This is a genomic window from Streptomyces sp. NPDC107471, assembly GCF_055582845.1.
The window spans coordinates 171,187-194,019 of the sequence record NZ_JBVJPC010000008.1; the positions used below are offsets into that span (position 1 = coordinate 171,187).

Here is a 22,833-nt window from a genome sequence, read left to right on the forward strand (position 1 = left end):
AACGACCGCAGGGGGAAGGGCCCGGGAGGACTTCCTCCCGGGCCCTTCCCCCTGCCGAGCTGTTGGACTGCCGGACTATCGGGGCGTGTTGGCGAACTCCGCGAGCGCGGTGGACACCGGCTCGGGCCGTCCGTCGTTCTGCACCGGCGCCGCCGTCAGCACGTCGAGGTGCTGGTAGCCGTCCGCGACCACGGGGTGCAGGTCGGCGGGGACCCGCCCGGCGAGCAGTCCGTCACCCGCGAGGACCGTGAGCGTCGGATGGGCGGTGAGCCCGTCCGGGTGCACGACGAGCCGCTTCACCTGCGGGGAGGTGGACAGTTCGAGGTCGGTGACGAGCTTGGTCGGGAAGTACTGCTCGGTGAAGTCCAGCGGCTGCGCGGCCATGCTGCGGGCCAGCTCCTGGATGTCGGTGACCTCCTTGCCCGCGGCGGTGAACGGCGTCCCGTCCGACGACCGGTACCCGGGGTCGTCCGGATCGCCGACACGGTCGTAGTTGCGCCATGTGTAGAGGGGACCGTGGGGTACGGCGGGGATCGCCTTGTACTCGGTGCCGAACAGGCCCGGCTGCGACGAACTCCCGTTGGTGACGGGGAAGTTCTTGTCGGTGACCGGGCCGCCGTCGAAGAAGCCGACGCTGCTCTGGAGGAAGGCGAGCGGTACGGACTGGTCGTCCATGAGCGCGCCGAGCACCGCCTCGTTGGTGAGCCGGAAGTCCTTCACGGCGGGTGAGCCGGTGAGGAAGGTGGCGGTGTCCTTGGAGAACAGGAAGCGGTTGGTGGCCTCGATGTTGGTGTTGGCGGGCAGATAGCCCGGCAGGTCGGCCTCGCCGCCGGGGTCCTGCAGGGCGCCCACGCCCGCGATGGCGAGCAGGGTCATCGTCTCGGGGTTGAGCAGGACGGGCGCGGACAGGGAGCGCGGGAGCACTCCGCTGTCGAGTCCGGCCTGGACGACGCCGTAACCGAGGCCCACGTCGGGCAGGTTGGTGTCGTCCGGGATGCTGCCGCTCAGGTCGCCGAGGGAGGTGGAGACGGTGGTGTCCAGGGCGAAGTACCCCGCGCACTGGTTCTGGCCGGCGTCCGCGGTGGTGGCGGGGTCGCCGTCGAAGTCGGCGGCGGCGAAGTAGCCGGTGACGACTCCGCCGAGGGAGTGGCCGCCGCACAGCACCTTGTCCTTGCGGACGCCGGGGTCGGGCAGTTCGGCGGTGAGCAGGTCGTACTCGTCGCGGACGGTCTGCTCGATGCCGAGCCGCGCCATCCAGCCGAGCCTGTCGTCGCCGACGAACCCGGCGAAGGTGCGGCCCTGGACCTGTTTGCCGCGGTAGTAGTAGTCGACGGCGGTGTGCTGGTCGCCGGAGGCGATGCCGGTGCGGTCCTCCAGGCAGTTGGAGCGCCGGTCCAGGGCCCAGAACTCGATGTGCCGGCCCTGCTCGGCGGCGCGGGCCACGGTGGTGCGGGCGACGCTGTCGAAGGCTCCGGCGCCTTCCAGGACGCCCGGCTGGGCGATCAGGACCCGGTCGGCGTCGGCCGGTGCCGCGGGTCCGTCGGCGGACCGGTAGCGCAGGTACGACAGCCAGTCGCACGCCGCGGGCCGGGCACCTAAGGACGCGGGCAGCGGGACCCGCACCCGTACCAGGGTCTCGGTGACACCGCCGCTCGTGGCCACGGCCGTCTCGGTTCTCGCGCTGTCTCCCTGGGCGGCCGGCGACGACACGGTGAACGCCCCGGTGGTGAGCAGCACCGCCAGCGCCGCGGTGCGCCACCTGCTTCCTCTGCTGCGACTCGTGTTCATGCGGGGACCGTAGGGCGGCGCGGGCCGCGCTCTCCGGAGTTGCTCACAAGAACGCAGGGCCCGGTGGACCCTTTGTCACCAGCCGCAGAGCGGCCTCAGTCCTCGCGCAGGGTACGGCGCGGTGAGCGGTCGTAGGTGTGCCGGTAAAGGGTGGCGAACCGGCCCGGGTGGTAGAAGCCCCAGCGGGCGGCGATGTCGGTGACCGTGGACCCGGTCTCGGGGTCGGCCGCCGTCAGCTCGTCGTGGGCGTGGGCCAGGCGGACCTGGCGGAGGTGGGCGAGCGGGGTGCTGTCCAGGTGACGGCGGAAGGCGTACTGGAGCGCGCGCACGCTGATGTGGGCCGCCTCCGCGATCTGGACGACCGTGAGCGGCCGGTCGGCGTGGTCGTCGATGTAGGCGAGGGCGCGGCGCAGGGCTGCGGGGTGGGCGTCCTGGCGTTCGGGGCCGGTGGGGTCGGTGGACGCGGTGTTGGGGAAGGTGGCCAGGACGGCCGCGGCCAGGTGCTGGGCGGCGGTGGAGGCCACCAGCGGCTGGTCGGCGACGGCGGCCTCCGCCAGGACGTGGTCCTGCACATAGCGGATGGTCGCCCGCAGCCGGTCGCCCGCGGCGGGGGTGAGCGGCCGGTGCCCGGTCAGCCGGACCGGTTCCGTGCGCCGGGGGTCGGCGGTGGCGGCGACCTGGTTGAGCAGCTCCGGGTCCAGCATGGTGATGTTGTAGCGGGCCGCGTGGATACGGCCGGCGTAGGACAGCTCGGGAGGGGCGAAGGACACCACGTCGCCGGGGCCGAAGGCGTCCGAGACGCCCTGGTAGACGTGGTCCTCGATGGTGCCCTCGTGGACCACGCACAGGCAGATCCGGCCCAGCGGGGTGACCGCGTAGCTCATGTCGAAGTCCAGGTCGAGCTCGTCGACGCTGACCGAGTCGATGGCGCTGCGGTGGATCCGCGCCCGGCTGCTGTCCGGGGTGCCGTTGCCGATGCGCATCCTCGCGTAGGCATGGCTGAGGAACTCCTCCGTGCGGTCCAGATCGTCGCTGTCGAACGTCAGCGTCTCCATTGCGGCAGGGGCCTCCCTCTCTCTGCTCCTCAATCGCACATACCCGCGAACGTCGCGAAGCTGCGGGCCGGTTTCGTTTTCTGTCCTTCCAGGTCACAGGGTGTGCGTCCACTGGCTCGTCACGGGCGGCCGGGGCGGGCACGCTGGACCGGGCGGCGACCGTCGGAGTCGCCGGGCGACAAGGGGGAGAGGGCGGCAGGGCCGGGCATGACGCAACACGAAGAGCTGGCTGCGAAGATCGAGGAACTGCAGGAAGAAGTAGCCCAGCTCCGGCAGGCCCTCGTCTCGCACGCCGTCGTCGACCAGGCCATCGGTGTCGTCGTCGCCCTCAGCGGTCTCCGCCCCGAGCACGGGTGGGAGGTCCTGAAGACGGTCTCCCAGCACACCAACACCAAGCTGCGGGACGTCGCCCGGCATGTCGTGCGCTGGCCCGACGCCGGCGGCCTGCCCGCGGACATCCGCCGGGCGCTGCGGGCCGCGCTGGTCGAGGCGCACGCCACGCACGGGGGCCGGCCGCTGCTGCGGCCCCAGCAGCGGCTCAGGCGCTACGACGGCGCCTTCTCCGGGAAAACCGAGTGACGGGCCGGGCGGGCCGTGCGTACCGTTGACCGCATGGAGACCGTCAGCCGTACGTCCACCGCAGCCGCGCGAGCGACCAGCTCGCCGGCTGCCGACGCCTGACCTCCCCCTCTCCCCCGGCGGCCGGAAACGGACCGCCGGTGCGGGACATTCCGTCGCGCTGTTCCCATGGTCGTTTCCGGTCCCACGAGACCGAAGGACCCCGCCATGGACACCGACCGCACCCTGCGCGTCTTCACCGACTTCTACCGCGAGCGCGGACACCACCTGATCACGGGCAGCACGCTGCTGCCCCCGCCCGGGGACCCGGTGCTGTTCACCACCTCGGGCATGCATCCGCTCACCCCCCATCTGGAGGGCCGCCCGCACCCGGGGGGCCGCCGGCTCGTCAACGTGCAGCGCTGTCTGCGCACGACCGATCTCGAGGAGGTCGGTGACTCCACCCATCTGACGGTGTTCGAGATGCTCGGTTCGTGGTCGCTCGGCGACTACGGCCACCCGCAGAGCCTGCGCTGGGGGTACGAGCTGCTGCGTGACGGGTTCGGCATCCCCCACGACCGACTCCACGTCACGGTCTTCGGCGGCGACGAGCAGGTGGGCCCCGACCTCGACTCCCTGCGCACCTGGGAGGAGCTGGAGGTCCCCGTGGAACGCACCGGGGAGGACAACTGGTGGTCCAACGGGCCGGTCGGCCCGTGCGGACCCGACTCGGAGATCTTCGTGTGGACCGGCGGCACCCCGCCCCGGGGCACCCCCACCACCGATCCGCGCTGGGTGGAGATCTGGAACCACGTCTGCATGCGCTACCGGCGCCTCCAGGACGGCTCGCTCCAGCTCCTGGAGCGCTCCGGCATCGACACCGGCATGGGGCTGGAACGCCTGGTCACCGTCCTCCAGGGCCGCGACTCGGTCTACGAGACCGATCTGTTCGAGCCCTGGACCCGTCTGCTGCCGCCCCTGTGGCCGCTCGACGTGCCGTCGCTGCGGCTGGTCTGCGACCACCTGCGCTCCGCCGTCGTCGTGATCGGCGACGGGGTGCGGCCGTCCAACACCGGCCGCGGTTACGTCCTGCGCCGCCTCGTCCGCCGGCTGCTCACCGCCCTGCGGCGCGACGATCCCTCCCGCACCCTCTCCGACCTGCCGGTCGAGCTCCTCCAGCACACGCTGGACCACTTCCGCACTGGCCCCGGGACGGAACGCGTGCGGGACGTGCTGCTGGAGGAGGAACGCCGGTTCGACCGGCTGCTGGAGCGCGGCCGGCGGCTGCTGTCCGGGCCGCGGTACCGGGGGCCGCTGCGCGAGCAGGACTACGACTACCTCCACGACACCCACGGCCTGCCCCGCGACCTGGTGCTGAGCCTGCGCGGAGAGGGGTGACGGCTACTCCGTGCGCAGCGCCGTCGCCGTCCGGGCCCGCGCCGCCCAGCCCGCCGGGAGCAGCGCGCCCAGCAGGGCGATGACGAGACCGGCCAGTCCCAGCAGGACCAGTTGCGGGGTGTCGTAGACGTCGAGGACGGACCTCGGCAGTTCGGTGCCCGCCGCGTGTCCCATCACCGGGAGCACGAAGCCGTGCAGCGCGTAGCCGGCGGGGACGCCGACGAGGCCGCCGAGCACACCGATGCCGGCCACCGAGGCGAGGACGAGGCTCACGGTCTGCCGGGGCGACATGCCGAGCGCCTTGCACACGCCCAGGTCGTGGACGCGCTCGCGGGTGTCCAGGACGACGGAGTTGAGGACGCCCAGGCCCGCGACGCTGACGAGCATCAGGGTCAGGAGCACGGCCATCGTGTTGAGGATGAACACGAAGTTGTCCTGCTGGGAGGGGGAGTTGGCCCGGGCGTCGGCGCCGAGGGGCTCGACCCGCGCGGCGAGCTTCTCGGCGTATTCGGCCGCGGTGACGTCCGGTTGCACGTCGACCAGGAACACCTGGGGCTTCGTCGCGGGGAAGTCGGCGCTGCTCACCTGGATCTCCAGGGGGTCGTCCGAGGTGTCGAAGGCCTCCCCGACGATCCTCAGGGTGGCCGTCTCCTTTCCGACGGTCACGCGCACGGTGTCGCCGATCCCGGTGCCGGTGCTGTCCAGGAACCGGCCGGGCACGACGACCTGGCCGGCTCCGTCGAGCCAGTGGCCGGAGATCATGGCGTAGCCGCCCCGGGTGGAGTCGCCCCGGTAGACGGTGGCCCGGACGGTTCCGGACACGCCGGCCACGGTGGCGTCCTGCTGGGCCACCCCGTAGTACGAGGCGGTGCCCGCCTGTGCCTCGATGGCGGCGCTCACCTTCGCCGGGTCGGCCGGTTCGGGCTCCGGGGTGCCGGGCGCCGGGACGTGTTCGCCGCCCGCGACGCCCGGACCGCCGGTGAACACGGTGACCGCGGAGCGGTTCTCGGGGTCCTGCATCGCACTGACCTCGTTCAGCGAGGAGGTGAGCCCGACGGCGAAGGTCGCCGCGATCGTGCCGAAGGCCACGGCGAGCAGCATCGCGAGGGTACGGACCGGGTGGGCGAAGGGGCTGGCCAGGCCGTAGGTCACCGCTCGGGGCAGCGGCAGCCGGCCCGCCGCGCGGTGTGCCCGCCGGCCTCGTCCGGTGCGCGGGGCCCTGCCGACGGCGATGGCCTCGACCGTGCGCAGCCGTCCGGCCCGCAGCGCGGGGACGAGGGCCGCGATCGCGACCACGAGCAGCGCCCCGGCGGGGACCACGACGTCCACCCACCAGGCGACGGACAGGGAGGCGGTGCCGTACGCCTGCTCGGTGTCGTCGAGGAGCGGTACGGCCAGCAGGTTGCCCAGCACGACTCCGAGCGCGATGCCCACGCTCGCCGGGATCAGCGCCTGGGCCACGTAGGCGCGGACCACTTCGCGCGGGGTGAAGCCGATGGCCTTGAGGATGCCGATCCTGCGCAGTCCGGTGCCGACCGCGCCGCTGATGACGCTGCCGACGATGATCACCGACATGACGATGCCGAGGACCCCGAAGGCGACGAGGAAGGGGATGGTGGGGGCGGCGCCCTGGTCGGCGGCGCGCTTGGTGTCGAGGTAGGACCGGGTGCCGAGGAGCGCCCCGGACGGGACGGCGGCGACGAGTTTCTTGCGGTCCGCGGCGATCTCGTCCTTGGAGCCCGCCGAGTCGAAGCGGTAGAGCATCTGGCTGCTGACCGGGCTGTCCTTCGTGGCGAGTGCCCGCACCTGTGCGGGAGTCGCCCACACGTCGGCGGTCCTGCCGGCCGACGTGGCGAAGCCGACGACCGTGAGCGTGGTGCCGGAGGCGGTCAGGGTGTCCCCCACCTTGAAGGCGGGCCCCTGGTAGGAGGAGCTCAGCACGACCTCGCCCGGTCTCCTCGCCCACCGGCCGGCCGTCAGGTCCAGGTCGTCCACGGCGGCTCGCGGGCCGGTGCGGCCGACCAGGGTCATGGCCGGGGGCTGTCGGCCGGCGGAGTCGGTCGCCCGCAGGATCGTGGTGGGGTACGGTCCCGCGCTCGCCGTGACACCGGCCAGCTTCCCGGTGGCCTCGATCCGCGCGGCGCCGGCCTTGTCCGGGTCGAACTCGGCGGTGATGTGGGCGCCGTTCTGCTCGGCGAAGGCGTGGTCGAAGGGCGCGTCCGAGACGACCATGAGGGAACCGGCGACCACCGCCGCCGCCACGGCCATCATCGTGGCGATGGCGATGACGACGGTCTGCACCCGGCGCCGGCCCACCCCGGAGCGTACGACGCGGACGAGCGGACCGGTCATCGCACGGCCTCCGTACGGGAGTCGAGGGCGACATGGCCGTCGACGAGGTGGATCGTGCGGCTCGCGCAGGCCTCGGCCAGGGCCGGGTCGTGGGTGACGAGCACGATGGTCTGCCCGCCGCGGTGCAGGTCGACGAGGAGTTCCCGGACGTCGTGGCCGGAGGCGGTGTCGAGGGCGCCGGTGGGTTCGTCGGCGAGCAGCAGGGCGGGGCGGTTCACCAACGCCCGGGCCACGGCGACCCGTTGGCGCTCACCGCCGGAGAGGCGGCCGGGGTAGGCGCGGGCGTGCTTCTCGATGCCCAGGACCGTCATGAGCTCGTGGGCCCGTGTCTCGGTCTGGCGCCGGGCGGTCCCGGTGAGCTGGGCGGGCAGCCGGATGTTGTCGAGGACGGTGAGGTCGTCGAGGAGGTTGAAGAACTGGAAGACCATGCCGATCCGTTCCCGGCGGAACCGGGCCAGGGCGTGCTCGCCGAGCCGGTCGACCCGCTGCCCGTCGACGGTCACGGTGCCCTCGGTCGGCTTGTCGAGGCCCGCGACGAGGTTCAGCAGCGTGGACTTGCCGCTGCCGGAGGGGCCGGTCACGGCGAGGGCCTCGCCCTGGGCCACGGAGAGGTCGAGCGGTCCGAGCGCGGGTGCGCCGGCCTGGTCGTAGCGCTTGGCCGCGCCCTTCAGTTCGATCACTGCGGTCATGGGAGGTGCCCGTCCTGTCCGTCGTCGAGTCGTGTCCTTGCCGGCCTGGTGAAGGTAGGGAAGGACGGGCCCCGGGCGCGTCGGCCGCGGCACCGAGACAGGGCCCTCCGTGCGGAGGACCGGCGGGCGGGGTCATCCCTGCGAAGTACGCCCGCCGGAGGGGGCGTTGGTCGCGTGGGCGGACGCGCCGGGTTCGAGGGGGCGGCGAGAATGGGCGCATGGAGACGGAGTACCCGCGGGGCTGGCGTCGGCAGGTGCGCCTCGCGCTGCGGCCGGAGGCGAAGGGCGCCGCGCTGTCACGGCGGTCGGTGTGGTTCGACGTGCTGCTGGCCGTGCTGCTGACGGTGGTCGCGCTGGTGGTGGCGTCGCGCTATCCGGGCGACGGTCCGGTGCGGGCGTCGAGGGTCGAGTACGGCGTGCCCGTGCCTCCCCAGCCGCCCGTCCCCCCGGGCATGCGGATCGAGGAACCGGTCTCCTCGCCGCCGTGGGTCCTGGTCGCGCTGTCGGCTCTGCCGCTGGCGGCGCGTCGGCGGTTTCCGCTGACCGTTTTCGCGGTGGTGCTCTGCGCGGGGCTGGCCATCGGTGACGAGGCCTCCTGGATCAACGTCCTGACCTGCGTCATCGGCACGTACAGCGCGGTGACGCACAGCCGGCACCGGGCGGGCGCGATGGCCGGGCTGGTCGTCGCCGCCGTCCTCGCCGGGGTGGCCTTCCGGTCGACGCAGCCGGTGCTGCCCGGCTGGTCGAGTCCCGGGGTGGTGCTGCTGGTGGCGGGGGTGCTGGCCAGTGCGGTCCGCCTCGGGCGGCGGCGTCTCGCGGCGAGCCGGGCCCGGTTCGCGGCGCTGGAGCGAACGCACGAGGAGGCGACGCGCCGGGCCGTGGAGGAGGAACGGGCCCGGATCGCCGCGGAGTTGCACGACGTGGTGACCCACAATGTGAGCGTGATGGTCATCCAGGCGGGCGCCGCCCGCAAGGTCATGGACGTGGCGCCCGAGCGGTCCAAGGAGGCGCTGCTCGCGGTCGAGGCCGGGGGCCGGGCCGCGATGGCCGAACTCCGGCACGTGATGGGCCTGTTGGCGGCGCCGGACACCGGCCGGGCGGACTCCCCCGCCGACGGTCTCGAACCGCAGCCGGGACTGGGGCGGTTGGCCGCGCTGGTCGACCGGGTGCGGGCCGCCGGGACCCCGGTCGGCGTGGCGGTCTCGCTGCCCCCGGAGCCGTTGCCGCCCGGCGTGGACCTCACGGCGTACCGGGTGGTGCAGGAGGCGTTGACCAACACCATCAAGCACGCTCCCGGCGCCGAGGCAGTCGTCACCGTCGGCTGGTCCGGCGACCGGCTGGAGATCGAGGTCGTGGACACCGGCGCCGTCCGCGACGGGGCGCCCGCGGACGGGAACGGCCGCGGGCTGATCGGTCTGCGCGAGCGCCTCGCGGTCTACGGCGGCGAGCTGACGGCGGGCCCGACCCTCGCCGGCGGCTTCCGCATCAGGGCGGAGGTCCCGTGGCGGACGGCGTGAACGACCTGGGCGGTAGGGACGGCACGGACGGCGAGCGGCTGCGGGCCGTCATCGCCGACGACCAGGCCCTCGTGCGGACCGGGTTCGGGATGATCCTGAGCGCGGACGGCATCGAGGTGACGGCGGAGGCGGCGGACGGGGCGGAGGCGGTCGCCGCGGTCCGGCGGACCCGCCCCGACGTCGTCCTCATGGACATCCGGATGCCGGGCATGGACGGCATCGAGGCCACCCGGCGCATCCTCGCCGAGGACACCGCGGGCGGGATCCGCGTGATCATCCTGACCACGTACGACCTCGACCACTACGTCTACGCCGCGCTCACCGCAGGGGCCAGCGGTTTCCTCCTCAAGGACGTCACGCCCGAGCACCTGGTGGCCGCCGTACGGCTGGTGCGGTCGGGGGACGCCCTGCTGGCGCCCACGATCACCCGCCGGCTGATCGAGCGCTTCGCGCAGCGGGAGGAGGCGCCCTCGGCCGGTCTGCACCGGGACCTGTCCGGGCTGACCCCGCGCGAGCTGGAGGTGCTGCGGCTGCTGGCGACGGGGCTCAGCAACGCCGAGCTCGCGGAGCGGCTGTTCCTCAGTCCGACGACGGTGAAGACGCACATCGGCCGGATCCTGTCGAAGCTGGACCTGCGCGACCGGGTCCAGGCGGTCGTCCTCGCCTACGAGAGCGGTCTCGTCACTCCGGGCGGCGCCCCGGAGACCGCCCTCTAGGACATCAGCCCGGCCGCGACCGTGGCTCCCAGCTCCCAGCACGCCTCGATGTCGGCCTTGCCCGGTTCGCCGGTGACGGTCACCGGCTCGGTCGCACGCCGCCAGCCGAGGCCCGTGGTGATCGACTCGATGCCGCGCAGGGCGCCGGTGACGTCGTTGCCGCCGTGCACGTAGGCGCCGAACGGCCGACCGCGCGTCTCGTCGAGGCACGGGTAGTAGACCTGGTCGAAGAAGTGCTTGAGGGCGCCGGACATGTAGCCGAGGTTGGCCGGGGTGCCGAGCAGGTAGCCGTCCGCCTCCAGCACGTCCGAGGCGGTGGCGGACAGGGCCGCGCGGCGCACGACACGGACGTCCTCGATCTCCGGCGCCGTGGCCCCGGAGACGACGGCTTCGAACATCGCCTGGCAGTTGGGCGACGGGGTGTGATGCACGATCAGCAAGGTGGCCACGGTCGAACCCTGCCCTGCCTCGGCTTTTGTCCGCAAGCCGGGCCGTGGCCGGGTGCCGCCGGGCTACGATGCCGAAAACCGCGAGGGGGGAGCGAAGTCGTGGCCGACCGAGGGCAGCGGGCAGCAGTGGTCTTCGACGCGCTGGGCCTGGAGTACGAGAAGGCGTTCGCGCGTTCCGAGGCGCACTTGGCGTCGTTGGAGTGGCTGCTCGGGAGGCTGGCTCCCGGGAGCCGGGTCCTGGACGTGGGCAGCGGCACCGGCCGGCCCACCGCGTCGACGCTGACCGCCGCGGGCCACCAGGTGCTGGGGGTGGACGTCTCCCCGGTCATGGTCGACCTCGCCGCGCGGCAGGTGCCCGAGGCCAGGTTCCGTCATGCCGACATCCGTGAACTGCCGCTGGAGCAGGGCTCGTTCGACGCGGTCTGCGTGTACTTCTCGCTGCTCCAGATGACCCGCGCCGAGCAGTCGGAGGTGCTGGGGCGACTCGCGCAAGCCCTGCGGCCCGGGGGCTCCCTGGTCCTCGCGACCGTGCCGGCCGACGTGGAGGATCTGCCGATCGAGTTCATGGGCCAACCCGTCCGGGCGACCAGCTTCGCCCCGGCGGACGCGGTGGCCGTGGCGCGGGGCGCCGGTCTGACCGTGGAGTCGGAGCAGGTCGTGGAGTTCACCCCGGACCACCCCGAGGGCGTCCCCGAACCGCACCTGTTCCTGTACTGCGCTCTTCCGCGGTGAGCCGCGTGACTCGTCCCGTGCCGGCCGGCACGGGACGAGTCGACGACCGGGTCCTGCGCGGCCTGGTCAGCCCACGGCCACCTGCGCGTAGGGCACCAGTCGCACCGGACCCACCAGACCGTGGTCCTGACGGGCGACCCCGCCGAACACGGTGGGCTGCGCGACCCTGAGCCGGTTGATGAGCGGGGTCGCCACCTCGACCTCGATGGCGTTGTCACCGCGCCGCAGGTGGGGGCCGAGGTCGACGACGGGGTGGAGCCGGTCCGCCGCGGGCAGCCGTCGGCCGTTGACGCTCACCCGGAACGTGTCGCTGACCTGCCCGAGCTCCAGCTCGGCGCCGTGGGACGACGTCCAGTCGGCCGGCAGGGTGACCGTGGTGCGGTAGCGTCCGATGCCCGCCGAGTCGGCCAGTTCGGGGATCTGCGACCAGGGCTTGAGCGCGTCGAGCGTGAGGCTGCGCCGGACGTGTTCGGTCCGGGTGGCGTCCGAGCCCGGGTACCAGTCGTCGACCTCCAGCTCCCAGCGGGCCGGGGTGATCGGCGCGGGCACGGCGGGCGTCCTGGTGGTCACCGTACGGCCCTGGGACAGCCGGGTGGTCCAGGTACCGGCCGTGGCGGCACGCACGGACAGCCCGCGCTCGGTGAACAGCACCGCGTCGGCGTCGGTGGTCTCGGCGTGCGGGCTGCTGCCGTACCGGTCGCCGAACAGACCCGGCCGGCCGAGGGCGACGATCATCGTCTGCCCCGGCTGGAGGGTGACCCGCAGGGTGAAGTCGTCCCCGTCCTCGGTGTAGCGCGCGAGCCGGATCGCCTCGCCGGTCCAGGGATCGAGGAGATACGGCACGGTCCTGCCGCCGCGGGTGCGGCGCAGCGTGACGTCGTGGTCGATCGCGGCCACGGGCGGCTTGACCGTCTCGGCGTGCTTGCCGTTGCACAGGTAGTAGAAGTCCGCTTCGGCGGTGACCCGGTGGGCGTTGAGGAGCGTGGACGAGGTCGCGTGCCGTACGTCGGCGCGCACGCCCAGCCCGGCGAGGGCGTCGCCGATCGCCGCCTTGTCGGTGACCCGGACGACACGGGGAAGGGCGAGCAGCCGGGCGAGGAGGTCGCGCAGCCGGTCCGTCTCGCCCTGGTCGGGGACGCCGGGGGTGAGGGCCTGGTCGAAGGCGCCGAACAGGACCACGGGGAGCCCCGCCTCGGCCAGGGCGAGGATCTTGCGGGCGTCCTCGACGGCGAGCGTGGGGGTGGAGCCGTAGAAGAAGTCGCCCTCGACGAACAGCGCCTTGTAGGCGGGGCCGTCGGGGGCGAGCCGGCCACCGGAGACGGTGGCGGAGGGCAGGTCGAGGAGGGGGCCGCTGAGGAACTGGTGGCTCCAGCCGAGCGGGACGCCGGTCGCCGTGAACCAGGAGGCGCCGATGCCGGTGGCGGTGTAGCCGGTCTGCCGGAACACGGCGACGTCCGCTCGCGCGGTACCGCTCTGGAGCACCTGGTGGACCCGGCCCAGGTAGCCGGAGATGTCCTCGGCGTGCCGCCAGGTGGGCTGGCGCGGGCCCCACGACTCGCCGTAGCCGGCGGTGCCGTTGTACGGGCTGAAGGCCGCGAAGCCGGGCCAGGCGACCCCGGGGGCGGTGGCGTAGGAGAAGCCGTGCACGACGGTCTGGTTGACGCCGGCCGCGTAGGCGCCGCCCATGGTGCGCAGGAAGCGGTCCCAGGTCGTGCTGTACGCGGAACCGTTGTAGGCGCCCGCCTCGCAGGACAGGACGGTCCGTCCGGCCATGTCCCGGCCGCCGGCCAGGCAGCGGTAGTCGTCCAGGTTCTTGAAGCCGAGCGACTCGCCCTCGGGGATGTCGAGGATCGCGGCCGAGGCGATGGCGTCCGTCTGGAGGCCGTACGGCTGCGAGCGCAGGGTCATGCCGAGGCTGTGCGCCCAGTCCCGCAGGGCCGTCAGGTGGTTGCGGTTGAACAGGCCGGAGACGGTCTCCCAGAAGTCGTGCCGGATCTGCCGGGTCAACTGGGCCTCGAAGGCGAAGACCTGGTTGCTGTTGTCCAGGACCAGCGCGGGCAGGTACGGCAGCAGGGGCCGGCCGGTGTGCTTCTCGAAGGCCTCGGGCAGCAGGGACGTCCAGGTCAGGCCGTCGGTCTCCAGCTCGACGGAGTCCTCGAAGAAGGAGCCGCCCGCGGCCCGCAACAGGCTGCGCAGGGACGGGGTGAGGATCTGGTCCTGCCAGTAGGAGGTGACGGCGCCGGTGCCCGCGGGGCTGAAGTGGTCGACGGCGTAGGCGGCCGGGTCGGAGTGGGGGCCGGACTCGGGCTGCTGGCCGGAGCCGCGCACCCAGTAGGAGACGAGCACCCAGTCGCCGCCCTCGGGGGCCGTCCAGGTCAGCGTGGAGCCGGTGACGGTCGCGGTGAGGTCCTGGACGCTCGCGAGGTCGAGGCCGGTCTCCTTGCGGGTGGAGTTGGCGGGCTCGACGCGGGCGGCCTGCACGGCGAGGAGCCGCTGGCGGGTGACCCCTGAGGCCGGGGCGTGGACCGGCGGCGGGACGGGGCCCTGGTAGGTGCTGCCGCCGGTCACCGCGGCGCGGCCGTGGGCGAGTTCCTGGGCGGCGGCCTCGTCGTCGGGCGTGAGGCCGGGGACGGCCACGGGCCAGCTCGGGCCGAGGGTGATGTCGACGGTGATCCCCCGTCTCACAGCGCGGCGCAGCGCGGCCTCGACACCGTCCCGCCAGGGTCTGCTCCCCCAGCCGTGGTGCGCGGTGTCCAGGACGGACTTGTCCTTGATGCTGTGGTGGACGGCCGCGATCTCCACACCGCCGAAGCCCGCGTCCGCGATCTGGTCGATCTCCCGGGCGATCTCGTCCGGGTCGACCAGACCGTCCGGCCACCACCAGCGGAACCGCGGCCGCACGGACTTGGCGGGAGCGGCGAACCAGTTCTCCGTCGTCGTCCCCGAGGCGGCGGCCGGGACCGCCACTCCGAGCGCCGCGACGGCGCCTGCGGTCAGTCCGGCGGCCAGGACCGCGCGCCGGGATATTCCGCCGCGCTGCGGGATGGCTTCATGCATGTGGTGCCCCAAGGTGCTCTTGAACCATTGCTATTGAATCGTTTCAATCGCTGTGAACGCCCGAACGCTAAGCCTGCGGTTCGGCTGAGGTCAAGATGCGTGCACGGTGAAAGCGGCGGCCAGCGCGTCCAGATGACCCGCCACGGGGCCCGCGGTGAGCAGTCCGCTCGCGGCGCCCGCGAGCTCGCCCCGGGCCGGTTCCAGCGCACTGCGGGCGCGCCGCATCAACGCCAGGTCGCCCACCTGGATCGCGGCACGGGCGAGCAGGCTCCACAGGGCCTCGTACAGCAGGTCACCGGGCGGCGCGGGAACCTCGGCCAACAGGCGTACGGCGTCCCGGTCCTGACCTTCGGCGAGCAGCAACAGGGGGCGTACGAACGGTTCGTAGGGCCCCCAGTCGGTGTGCGGGTCAGCGGTGACGGGGAGGCCGTGGTGCAGCCGCAGGCACAGCAGGGCGAGGGGCAGCAGCCCGCGTTCCAGACCGGGCATGCCCGCGCCCGCAAGGGACTTGGCGGCCTCCCGGTAGGCTGCCTCGCCGCGCTGCGGGGACTCCGTCGCGGCGGTGCGCAGGGCCCGGTACCAGGTGGTGAAGACGGCGGCCAAGGGCAGTTGGTGGCGTTCGGCGAGCGCGTCGGCGGCGGCCGCCTGCCGGTCGGCGGCCGTGAAGTCGGCGGTGGCGCTGTGCGCCTGCAACTGGACGAGTCGGCCGAGGACCTCGTAGGTGAACAGGCCGTGCCGGGCGGCCACTTCGGTGATCTCCGCGCCGATCGCGTCCCGCCGGGCGGCGAGTCCGGCCCGCTCGAAGCTCTGCATGAACAGGCCGTTGAGGGCGAAGACGAGCAGGTTGGCGTCTTCCAGCCGCCGGGCGCTCGCCACGGCCTGGTGGGCCGCCTGGAGGGCGCGCGTCCCCTCGGGGAGGGTGCCGCGGGACTCCACCGCCACGGTGGCCAGGAGCCGTGTCCTAGCCGCCTCGTGCGCGCCCTGCGGCAGCAGGCGCAGGGTGCGTTCCGCCGCGCCCACCAGCCGGCCGGCCTGTTCCGGGTCGTCGGAGCGGGTCCACACGGCGGGCACGTCGTAGACGCCGATGACCCGGGCGGTCAGCTCCGGGTCGCCGAGCTGCTCGGCCGCCGCCACGGCCGCGGCGCGGTGCCGTCGTGCCGCCTCCAGCCCGCCGCCCCCGGTGACGGCGAGGTCGCGCATGAGCACCGCGGTCGACTCCAGCCGGGTGCGGGCCCGCAGGGGCACCATGGACGCGTACGACGCGGAGGCCTCCGCCCAGACCTGTGCGGCCGCGTCGGCGGGGCCCGGGTCCAGGTGGTCGGCGTGCCGCAGGATGTCCTGTTCGGTGCGGCTCAGCCGGGGGCCCGGCTCCACGCCGAGGTGCTCGCGCAGCAGTTCCCGGGCGCGCCGCAGGACCGACAGGGCGTCGGCCTGGCGTCCCGAGCGGTACAGGGCGAGGGCGAGGAGCTGCCAGCCGTCCTCCCGCCAGGGGTGTTCGGCCACGTGGGCGTCGAGGTCCGCGGCCGCGTCGGCGGCGGCGCCGAGGGCGAGCTGGGCCTCGGCGCGCCGTTCCACGGCGGTCAGCCGGAGCCCGGCAAGCCGGGAGCGTTCCGCGCGGGTCCAGGGCTCCTCGGCGACGTCGGCGTAGGCGGGGCCGCGCCACCGTCCCAGTGCCTCGGTCAGCCGGGGCACGGCCTGCGCGGGAGGCAGCTCGGCCGCCGCGGCGACGGCGTGCTCGAACCGCCAGGCGTCGACGTGGGCGGGTTCGGTGCGCAGGGCGTAGCCGGGCCCCTCGGTGACCAGGAGGCGGGACGGGGTCCGGCGGGGCCGCTCGGGTTCCAGGGCGCGCCGCAGTCCGGCGACGAAGGTCCGGACGGCGCCGACCGCGTCCGCCGGCGGGTCCCCGGCCCACAGGTCTTCCACCAGGCGGGGCACGGGCACGACCTTGCGGCGGGCGACGAGGAGGCGGGCCAGCACGGCGCGGTGCCTCGGTCCCCTGAGGGCGATCGGCTCGCCGCTCCCCTCCCAGGCGGCCACGGACCCCAGGACCCCGAACTCGACCACGCGCACGTCCTCAACGTACACGCGTTCATTCGTTGCTCATTCGCTCCCGGGACGCTGGGGTCATCGGCGCCACCCGTTCCGGACGCCGACGCCCCACCGCCGCAGCACCGAGGAGAGCCCCGCCGTGAAGCCCACCATCGCCGGTTTCGAGTACCAGCGCGTGTCCGTCGCCGAGGACGTGTCCCTGCACGTGGCCGTGGGAGGCACCGGCACGCCCGTCGTGCTGCTGCACGGCTTCCCGCAGACCCACCTGATGTGGCGGCACGTCGCGGCCGACCTGGCCGCCGACCACACCGTGATCTGCCCCGACCTGCGCGGTTACGGCGACAGCGACAAGCCGCGCGAGGACGGCCCCCACATCTACTCCAAGCGGACCATGGCCGCCGACGTCGTCACCCTCGCGCGCGAACTGGGACACCCCCGGTTCGCACTGGCCGGGCACGACCGGGGCGCGCTGGTGGCCTTCCGCGCGGGCCTCGACCATCCGGACGCGGTCTCCCACCTGGCCTGTCTGGACGTCCTGCCGACGCTCGACATGTGGGACGCCCTGCACGGCACGTCGGCGGCGGTCGCCTTCCACCTCTACCTGATGGCCCAGCCGCCGGGTCTCGCCGAGCGGATGATCGCCGCGAGCGCGGACGCGTTCTTCGGGCACTTCCTCGACGTGTGGGCGAACCGTCCCGACGCGATCCCGCCGCGGGTCCGGGCCGAGTACCTGCGGGCCTGCCGCGAGGCGGTGCCGTCGATCGTCGCCGACTACCGCGCCTCCGCGGGCGTCGACGTCGAGCACGACGAGGCCGACCGGGTCGCGGAGCGCAGGCTGGGCATGCCGGTGACCGTGCTCCAGCAGGACTGGGGCGCCGTGCTCGGTTTCGAGGCCACCGCGCTGTGGGGGGCCTGGGCCGAGGACCTTCACCACACGACCGTCTCCTGCGGCCACTTCATGGCGGAGGAGGCACCGGGTGACGTGGCGAAGACCCTGCGGGAGCTCGTCCTGCGGTGAGCCCGCGGTGCCGCGTACCGGCCGGCCGTAGGGACGCTTGTGAGGGAGGGCACGATGGGCGTGAACGGCTCTCACGCGGGGTGGCACGTCCAAGTGCGCCGTGTTCTGGGCGAGTTGGCGGACGAGGGCTTGGAGAGCCGGGGCCGGGTGCCTCGGTCTGGCGTGACGGCCGTGCATTGTTCCGCCTGACCGCCGGGCTCCGTACGCGCGCCTGGGGCATATCACCAAGGGCGGCATGGGCCCGGCTCCCCCGCCGGCTGGACGAGCACACTCGGTCCGTGCGGAGCGCCGCGCCCTCGGGGATGAGTTCAGCGTGGTGGGCGGGGGCTGGGCGGCAGTTCGGTCATCCGCAGGTTCCAGCGGCCGGCGCGGCCGGTGAGCTCCACGGTGGACAGCGGCGGGACGTCGATCCGCCAGAACGACTGCGGCGGCGCCCCGAGCGCGTGCACCACGGCGGCCCGCGCCGGCGCCTGTTCGACCACCGCCAGCACCCGTCCCGCGTCGGACGGCAGCGCGTCCAGCCAGCCGGCCACGCGGTCGCAGAGCTGCGCCACGCTCTCCCCGCCGTGCGGCACCGCCTGCGGATCCGTGAGCCAACCGGCCAGCCCCGCCGCGTCGGTCGCCGCGACCTCGTCGAGGGTACGGCCGTACCAGGAGCCCATGTCGAGGTCCCGCAGCGCCGGTTGCGGTGTGACGGGCTCCCATCCGAGGGTCCTGGCCGTCTCGGTGCAGCGCCGCGAGGGCGCCGTGCAGCGGGTCGCGGCCCGCGGGAAGGCTCCGGCGAGGGCCCGCACCCGGTGCAACGCCCGCTCGTCGAGGGGGGCGTCGGCGAAGCGCACGTCGCGCTCCGTACGGGCGGCGGCGCACAGCAGGGTGAGCCGGACGGTCATGCGGGCCCTTTCGTCGAGTCGCCGGGAGTGGTTCATCGTAGGTGGCGTACGCCATGTTGGCCGAGGCCCGCATTGCCCCTACCATCTGGGACGACAAGGACGACGGCGCCACGGAAGTCCGGTGCAAGCCCGGCACGGTCGCGCCACTGTGTGCCGCCCCTCGGCCGACGAGGTGGCGGTGAGTCAGACCCAATGCCGTCGTCGAGTGCTCCACACGAACCGGGACGCGTTGTTCCCGAGGAGGTCTCGCCATGGCGCAGTCCACTGCCGCCCCCACGCCCATCACCCCTGCCGTGACCCCGTTGCCGGTGCGGGCGCTCGTCCCCTGGGCCGTCTTCTTCGGCGTCCTGATGCTGGTCCTTCTATACTTCGTCGGCGCCGAACAGGGCGCCACCGCACTCGTGTCCGGCGAGGGCGTCCACGAGTGGGTGCACGACGCACGCCACCTGCTCGGCTTCCCCTGCCACTGAGGCGGGGACCGACATCATGAACTCCATAGTCGTACGCGCCCTGTTGGCGCGCGGCATGCTCGCCGGACTCGGTGCCGGCGTCCTGGCCTTCGTCTTCGCCTACCTGGTCGGGGAGGGCCCGGTGGACGCGGCCATCGCCTTCGAGGAGGCGGGCTCCCACGAGCACGGCGAGGAACTCGTCAGCCGTTCCGTGCAGTCGACCGCCGGACTGGCCACAGGCGTCCTCGTCTTCGGGGTCGCCATCGGCGGCATCATGGCGCTGGCGTTCTGCTTCGCGCTGGGCCGGGTCGGCCGGTTCGGCGCACGGGCGACGGCGGGTCTGGCCGCGCTCGGCGGATTCCTCACCGTCTACCTCGTGCCGACCCTCAAGTACCCGGCGAACCCGCCCGCGGTGGGTGACCCGGACAGCATCGACCAGCGCACGGCCCTGTTCGTCCTGATGATCGCGCTCAGCGTGCTCCTCGGGATCGGCGCGGTCCTCCTGGGCCGCAGGCTCGCCCCGGCCCGGGGCAACTGGAACGCCTCCACCGCGGCCGCCGTGGCCTTCGTCGCCGCGGTGACGGTGGCGATGGTCGTCCTGCCCGCCGGGGACAACACCCCGAAGGGCTTCCCGGCCACCGACCTGTGGGAGTTCCGCCTGGCCTCGCTCGGCGTCCAGGCCGTCCTGTGGGCGGCGTTCGGGCTGCTGTTCGGCTACCTGGCCGAGCGGGTCCTCGAACCGCGGCGGGCCCGCGGCGAGGTCTCCGCGCTCGTCGCCTGACGAGTCGGGTTCCGCCGGGGGCGCGCCCGGCGGAACCCACCTCGTGCCCTGAAGCGTGGTCCGGTCCGCCCTTCGGTCCGTACGACGGACGTGTTCCGTTCTCCGGGCGGTACGACGGACGGGTTCCGTTCTTCGGGCGGTACGACGGACGGGTTCCGTTCTCCGGGCGGTACGACGGACGGGCCGGACACCCGTCTGTCCGGCCCTTCCGCACCTATCGGGTCAGCCGCCGTTCAGACGGGCGCGCAGGAGCTTCTTGCCGAGCTCGGCACCCTTGCGGCTGTCCGCCTGGGCCTTGCGGAACAGGTCGGCGACCTCGGTGTCCTTGCCGCGCTCCGCGTCCTGGATGTAGCTCTCCAGACGCAGCGCGTTGCTCAGGCACGCCTCCACATACCAGATCAGGTTGTAGTCCTTGTCCGGCGTGCCGGTCGCGCCGCCGGTCTCCGTGCTGCTGGTCATTCCGGCCTCCTCCAGCAGTAGTCGTTCCGGAGCCGGACGAGTACCCGCCCTCCGCAGGCCAGTCCACCCCGGGGCCGAAAATGCGCCAACGGATCGGCCCCTCGCGCCGCCGGGCATATCGACGTGCGGATCGGCGCGCGGAGAAACGTCACGGGGGGCCGACCGGTCCCCCGTTCCGGTCGTTCCCCCCGCGGTGCGTCGAACCTACGTGAGCTGCGCACCCTTGTGAATCGCGGCGATGCCCGCTGTGCTCGGCACAGGGCTCACCCGTGCACAGGTGCGCCCGGATGGCCGGGATAGTCCGGATCGCCGCGATAGCCCTGATGACCCGGATGGCCCGGATGGCCTTGATCGTCGTGGAGCAGGACCGGGTGGGCGAGTGCGCCGGTCGCGAGGTGGGCCAGGACGACCTCGTACAGGTCGCTGCCGGAGGTGAGCAGCCGGCGTTCCAGGACCGGCTCGGCGCTGCGGACGTGTTCGCGCACGGTCTGGGCGTGGACGGCCAGTGTCTGCGCGGCCCGTTCCGCGTTGCCGCCCGCGGCGATCCAGTTCCGCAGGGTGCGGCGCAGGTCGCGGGCGTCGCTGTCCAGGCGTCCCAGCAGCTCCCGCGCCCAGGTCTCCAGCGCGGGCCCCGCCAGCAGGTCGTCGAGGCGGACGCGGGTCGGCCGGGGGCCGCCGCCCTCGTCCTGGCCGTCCGCGAGGCTGACCTGGGTGCTCAGGGCCAGGTGGACGGTCGCGCGCACGGTCAGGTCGGCGAAGTCGGTGCGCAGCAGGGACTCGACGCGTTCCATGCGGGCGCGGACGGTGTTGCGGCTGACGCCGAGGACCTTGGCGGCGCTCACGGCCGTGAACTCCAGGCCGAGGCGGGTGGTGGCGAGCAGTTCGGCGCGGGTGTGGTGCGGCAGGGTGTCGAGCGGGCGCAGCAGCCGGGCGGTCCACGCACGCAGCACGGCCGGGTCCATCAGCCGTTCGGGGCGGTTGCGTTCGGCGTACAGAGCCGCCTTGTCCGGCCGTACGCGCGCCACGGCGAGGGCGCTGACCGCCTGTCCGTAGGCGGTGGCGGTCCGGGCGAGGCTCTGCCGGGCGCTGCCGCCGAGCAGGGTGCCGGGGGTGCGGTCGACCAACGAGCGCAGGGCCTCGCCGGCCGCGTCCCCGGTGGTCACGATGATCACGTGCCCGTCCATGGCCGGGCAGCGCACCACCAGGGCCCGGTCGCCGGTCACGCCGAGGCACTCCTCGACGAGCCGGTCGCGTTCGGCGGCGTCGCCCTCGAGGACGTAGACGCACGCCGTGTCGGTGTCGAGCAGGCCGGGCCACAGCCCCGCGGCGACCCGACGCGCCGAGACGGTGTCCTCGACCATGAGCAACTGGAGTATGGCCAGCCGCAGATCGGACGTGGCCCGTTTCAGGCGCCGCCCGGCCTCGGTCGTCTCGCGGGCGCGCAGCAGGAGTTCGAGGACCTGGACGGTGTGCGTGAGGATGTCGGAGGTGCGCTGGTCGAAGGGCTCAGGACGGGCCAACGCGAGCACTCCCGCGCCGGCGGACGCCGGGTTCGGGTGCTCGACTCTGACCAGCCGCAGGTGGCGGTCCCCTTCCTCGGTGGCCGCCGAGGCGAGGCGTCCCGTGAGGATGTCGGCGACGAGGCTCTCGTCCAGCGGCATCGGCGTTCCGGCGACGAGGGTGCCGCTGCCGTCCTGGAGCACGGCCGTGCCGTTCACGGTCTCCGCGAGCCAGGCGACGACCCGGCGGACGTCCCGTCCCGTCGGCCGCAGATGATCGAGGAGCTCCCGCGCCCAGGTCGGCGTCCCGGCATCCGCCGCCCGCCCGCCCCCACGCCCACCCTTCTGACCTGCCACGTCACCCTTCTCCTCGCCCTGCGCACCCCCTGACAACACCCCTCGGGACGTTACCTCACGGGCGGGGGACGGGGGGCTTGTCGGTTGCGGGCCGGTGAACGGGCGCTGGTTCGTTGCGGCCGCGCCGCGACAGGCGCTTGTCGTTGCGGGGGGCTACGGGCGCTTGTCGGTTGCGGGCGGGTGGACAGGCGGTCGTCGGTTGCGGGGCGCGCCGCGACGCGCTTGTCGGTTACGGGCCCGCGGTCGACGCCACCCCACCCTGCTGCGCCACCCAACCCGGCAGGGACGAGCCAGCGCAGCCCACCTACTCGGGACCCACACCCGACGCCACCCCGGCCTGCCGCGCCGCCGTCGTACTCCGACCGCATAAGCTCGACGAATGGCGAAGTACTTCGACGTGCACCCCGACAACCCGCAGCCCCGCACCATCTCCCAGATCGCCGAGAGCATCCGGTCGGACGCGCTGATCGCGTATCCGACGGACTCCTGTTACGCGCTCGGGTGCCGGCTGGGCAGCCGTGACGGCATCGACCGGATCCGGACCATCCGGCATCTGGACGACCGGCACCACTTCACCCTGGTCTGCCAGGACTTCGCGCAGCTCGGCCAGTTCGTACGGGTCGACAAGGACGTGTTCCGGGCGATCAAGGCATCGACGCCCGGCAGTTACACCTTCATCCTCCCGGCGACGAAGGAGGTGCCGCGGATGCTCCAGCACCCGAAGAAGAAGACGGTCGGCGTGCGCATCCCCGATCACGTCGTCACCCAGGCGCTGCTCGCCGAGCTCGGGGAACCGCTGCTGTCGAGCACCCTGCTCCTGCCGGACGAGGAGGAGCCGATGACCCAGGGCTGGGAGATCAAGGACCGTCTGGACCATGTGCTGGACGGGGTCGTCGACTCCGGGGACTGCGGCACCGAACCGACGACGGTGATCGACTTCTCCGGCGGCGAGGCGGAGATCGTGCGCTACGGCGCGGGCGACACCAGCCGGTTCGAGTAAAGCGGCCCCCAAACGGCAGG

General features: G+C 73.4%; 19 protein-coding genes. 9 read left to right on the forward strand and 10 right to left on the reverse strand.

Annotated elements, in window-relative coordinates:
• Positions 1-75 precede the first annotated feature (75 nt).
• Together ACZ66S_RS26580 and ACZ66S_RS26585 are read right to left on the reverse strand one after the other, a co-directional pair.
• Positions 76-1,788, reverse strand: a complete 1,713-nt coding sequence (locus ACZ66S_RS26580; RefSeq protein WP_469904035.1) for a hypothetical protein — start codon at positions 1,786-1,788, stop codon at positions 76-78.
• A gap of 95 nt (positions 1,789-1,883) precedes the next feature.
• Entirely contained in the window at positions 1,884-2,843 is a 960-nt protein-coding gene (locus tag ACZ66S_RS26585; RefSeq protein ID WP_469904036.1) for a helix-turn-helix transcriptional regulator, read from the reverse strand.
• 207 nt (positions 2,844-3,050) lie between these two features.
• Here ACZ66S_RS26585 and ACZ66S_RS26590 point away from each other — a divergent pair, with 207 nt between their 5' ends.
• Positions 3,051-3,422 (forward strand): ANTAR domain-containing protein, encoded by a 372-nt coding sequence (locus ACZ66S_RS26590; protein WP_469904037.1) that lies wholly within the window; start codon positions 3,051-3,053, stop codon positions 3,420-3,422.
• A gap of 207 nt (positions 3,423-3,629) precedes the next feature.
• Entirely contained in the window at positions 3,630-4,799 is a 1,170-nt protein-coding gene (locus ACZ66S_RS26595) for an alanine--tRNA ligase-related protein (RefSeq protein ID WP_469904038.1), read from the forward strand.
• Positions 4,800-4,802: 3 nt separating this feature from the next.
• Here the strand turns inward: ACZ66S_RS26595 and ACZ66S_RS26600 are convergent, their stop codons facing one another.
• A complete protein-coding gene (locus ACZ66S_RS26600) occupies positions 4,803-7,151 on the reverse strand; it encodes an ABC transporter permease (protein ID WP_469904039.1) in 2,349 nt (782 codons plus the stop codon).
• On the reverse strand, positions 7,148-7,840 hold the full coding sequence (locus ACZ66S_RS26605) for an ABC transporter ATP-binding protein (protein WP_469904040.1): 693 nt from the start codon (positions 7,838-7,840) through the stop codon (positions 7,148-7,150). The genes ACZ66S_RS26600 and ACZ66S_RS26605 overlap by 4 nt, the downstream gene beginning before the upstream one ends.
• 218 nt (positions 7,841-8,058) lie before the next feature.
• Here ACZ66S_RS26605 and ACZ66S_RS26610 point away from each other — a divergent pair, with 218 nt between their 5' ends.
• Positions 8,059-9,357 (forward strand): sensor histidine kinase, encoded by a 1,299-nt coding sequence (locus ACZ66S_RS26610; protein ID WP_469904041.1) that lies wholly within the window; start codon positions 8,059-8,061, stop codon positions 9,355-9,357.
• Positions 9,342-10,073, forward strand: coding sequence for a response regulator (locus ACZ66S_RS26615; RefSeq protein WP_469904042.1), 732 nt, complete (start codon positions 9,342-9,344; stop codon positions 10,071-10,073). The genes ACZ66S_RS26610 and ACZ66S_RS26615 overlap by 16 nt, the downstream gene beginning before the upstream one ends.
• On the opposite strand, the gene ACZ66S_RS26620 is transcribed toward ACZ66S_RS26615, so the two are convergent.
• Positions 10,070-10,522 (reverse strand): flavodoxin family protein, encoded by a 453-nt coding sequence (locus ACZ66S_RS26620; RefSeq protein ID WP_469904043.1) that lies wholly within the window; start codon positions 10,520-10,522, stop codon positions 10,070-10,072. The genes ACZ66S_RS26615 and ACZ66S_RS26620 overlap by 4 nt on opposite strands.
• A gap of 99 nt (positions 10,523-10,621) precedes the next feature.
• On the opposite strand from ACZ66S_RS26620, the gene ACZ66S_RS26625 reads away from it, so the two are divergent.
• Entirely contained in the window at positions 10,622-11,254 is a 633-nt protein-coding gene (locus tag ACZ66S_RS26625; protein WP_469904044.1) for a class I SAM-dependent methyltransferase, read from the forward strand.
• Positions 11,255-11,320: 66 nt separating this feature from the next.
• On the opposite strand, the gene ACZ66S_RS26630 is transcribed toward ACZ66S_RS26625, so the two are convergent.
• Together ACZ66S_RS26630 and ACZ66S_RS26635 are read right to left on the reverse strand one after the other, a co-directional pair.
• Positions 11,321-14,311: a glycosyl hydrolase gene (locus ACZ66S_RS26630; RefSeq protein ID WP_469904045.1), complete on the reverse strand. Its 2,991-nt coding sequence runs from the start codon at positions 14,309-14,311 to the stop codon at positions 11,321-11,323.
• A 90-nt stretch (positions 14,312-14,401) separates the two neighbouring features.
• Positions 14,402-16,381 (reverse strand): BTAD domain-containing putative transcriptional regulator, encoded by a 1,980-nt coding sequence (locus ACZ66S_RS26635; protein ID WP_469904046.1) that lies wholly within the window; start codon positions 16,379-16,381, stop codon positions 14,402-14,404.
• 118 nt (positions 16,382-16,499) lie between these two features.
• On the opposite strand from ACZ66S_RS26635, the gene ACZ66S_RS26640 reads away from it, so the two are divergent.
• On the forward strand, positions 16,500-17,378 hold the full coding sequence (locus tag ACZ66S_RS26640) for an alpha/beta fold hydrolase (protein WP_469904047.1): 879 nt from the start codon (positions 16,500-16,502) through the stop codon (positions 17,376-17,378).
• A 308-nt stretch (positions 17,379-17,686) separates the two neighbouring features.
• On the opposite strand, the gene ACZ66S_RS26645 is transcribed toward ACZ66S_RS26640, so the two are convergent.
• A complete protein-coding gene (locus ACZ66S_RS26645) occupies positions 17,687-18,304 on the reverse strand; it encodes a histidine phosphatase family protein (RefSeq protein WP_469904048.1) in 618 nt (205 codons plus the stop codon).
• A gap of 215 nt (positions 18,305-18,519) precedes the next feature.
• On the opposite strand from ACZ66S_RS26645, the gene ACZ66S_RS26650 reads away from it, so the two are divergent.
• Both ACZ66S_RS26650 and ACZ66S_RS26655 read left to right on the forward strand, forming a co-directional pair.
• Positions 18,520-18,738: a CbtB domain-containing protein gene (locus ACZ66S_RS26650; RefSeq protein ID WP_469904049.1), complete on the forward strand. Its 219-nt coding sequence runs from the start codon at positions 18,520-18,522 to the stop codon at positions 18,736-18,738.
• Between the two features lie 16 nt (positions 18,739-18,754).
• Positions 18,755-19,498, forward strand: coding sequence for a CbtA family protein (locus ACZ66S_RS26655; protein ID WP_469904050.1), 744 nt, complete (start codon positions 18,755-18,757; stop codon positions 19,496-19,498).
• Between the two features lie 222 nt (positions 19,499-19,720).
• Here ACZ66S_RS26655 and ACZ66S_RS26660 read toward each other — a convergent pair whose 3' ends face one another.
• Positions 19,721-19,957 carry a hypothetical protein gene (locus ACZ66S_RS26660; RefSeq protein ID WP_365465131.1) on the reverse strand — a complete coding sequence of 79 codons (237 nt, stop codon included), beginning with the start codon at positions 19,955-19,957 and terminating at the stop codon, positions 19,721-19,723.
• Between the two features lie 263 nt (positions 19,958-20,220).
• Positions 20,221-21,813 carry a helix-turn-helix domain-containing protein gene (locus tag ACZ66S_RS26665; RefSeq protein WP_469904051.1) on the reverse strand — a complete coding sequence of 531 codons (1,593 nt, stop codon included), beginning with the start codon at positions 21,811-21,813 and terminating at the stop codon, positions 20,221-20,223.
• 379 nt (positions 21,814-22,192) lie between these two features.
• Here ACZ66S_RS26665 and ACZ66S_RS26670 point away from each other — a divergent pair, with 379 nt between their 5' ends.
• Positions 22,193-22,813, forward strand: coding sequence for an L-threonylcarbamoyladenylate synthase (locus ACZ66S_RS26670; RefSeq protein WP_053849144.1), 621 nt, complete (start codon positions 22,193-22,195; stop codon positions 22,811-22,813).
• Positions 22,814-22,833: the final 20 nt, after the last annotated feature.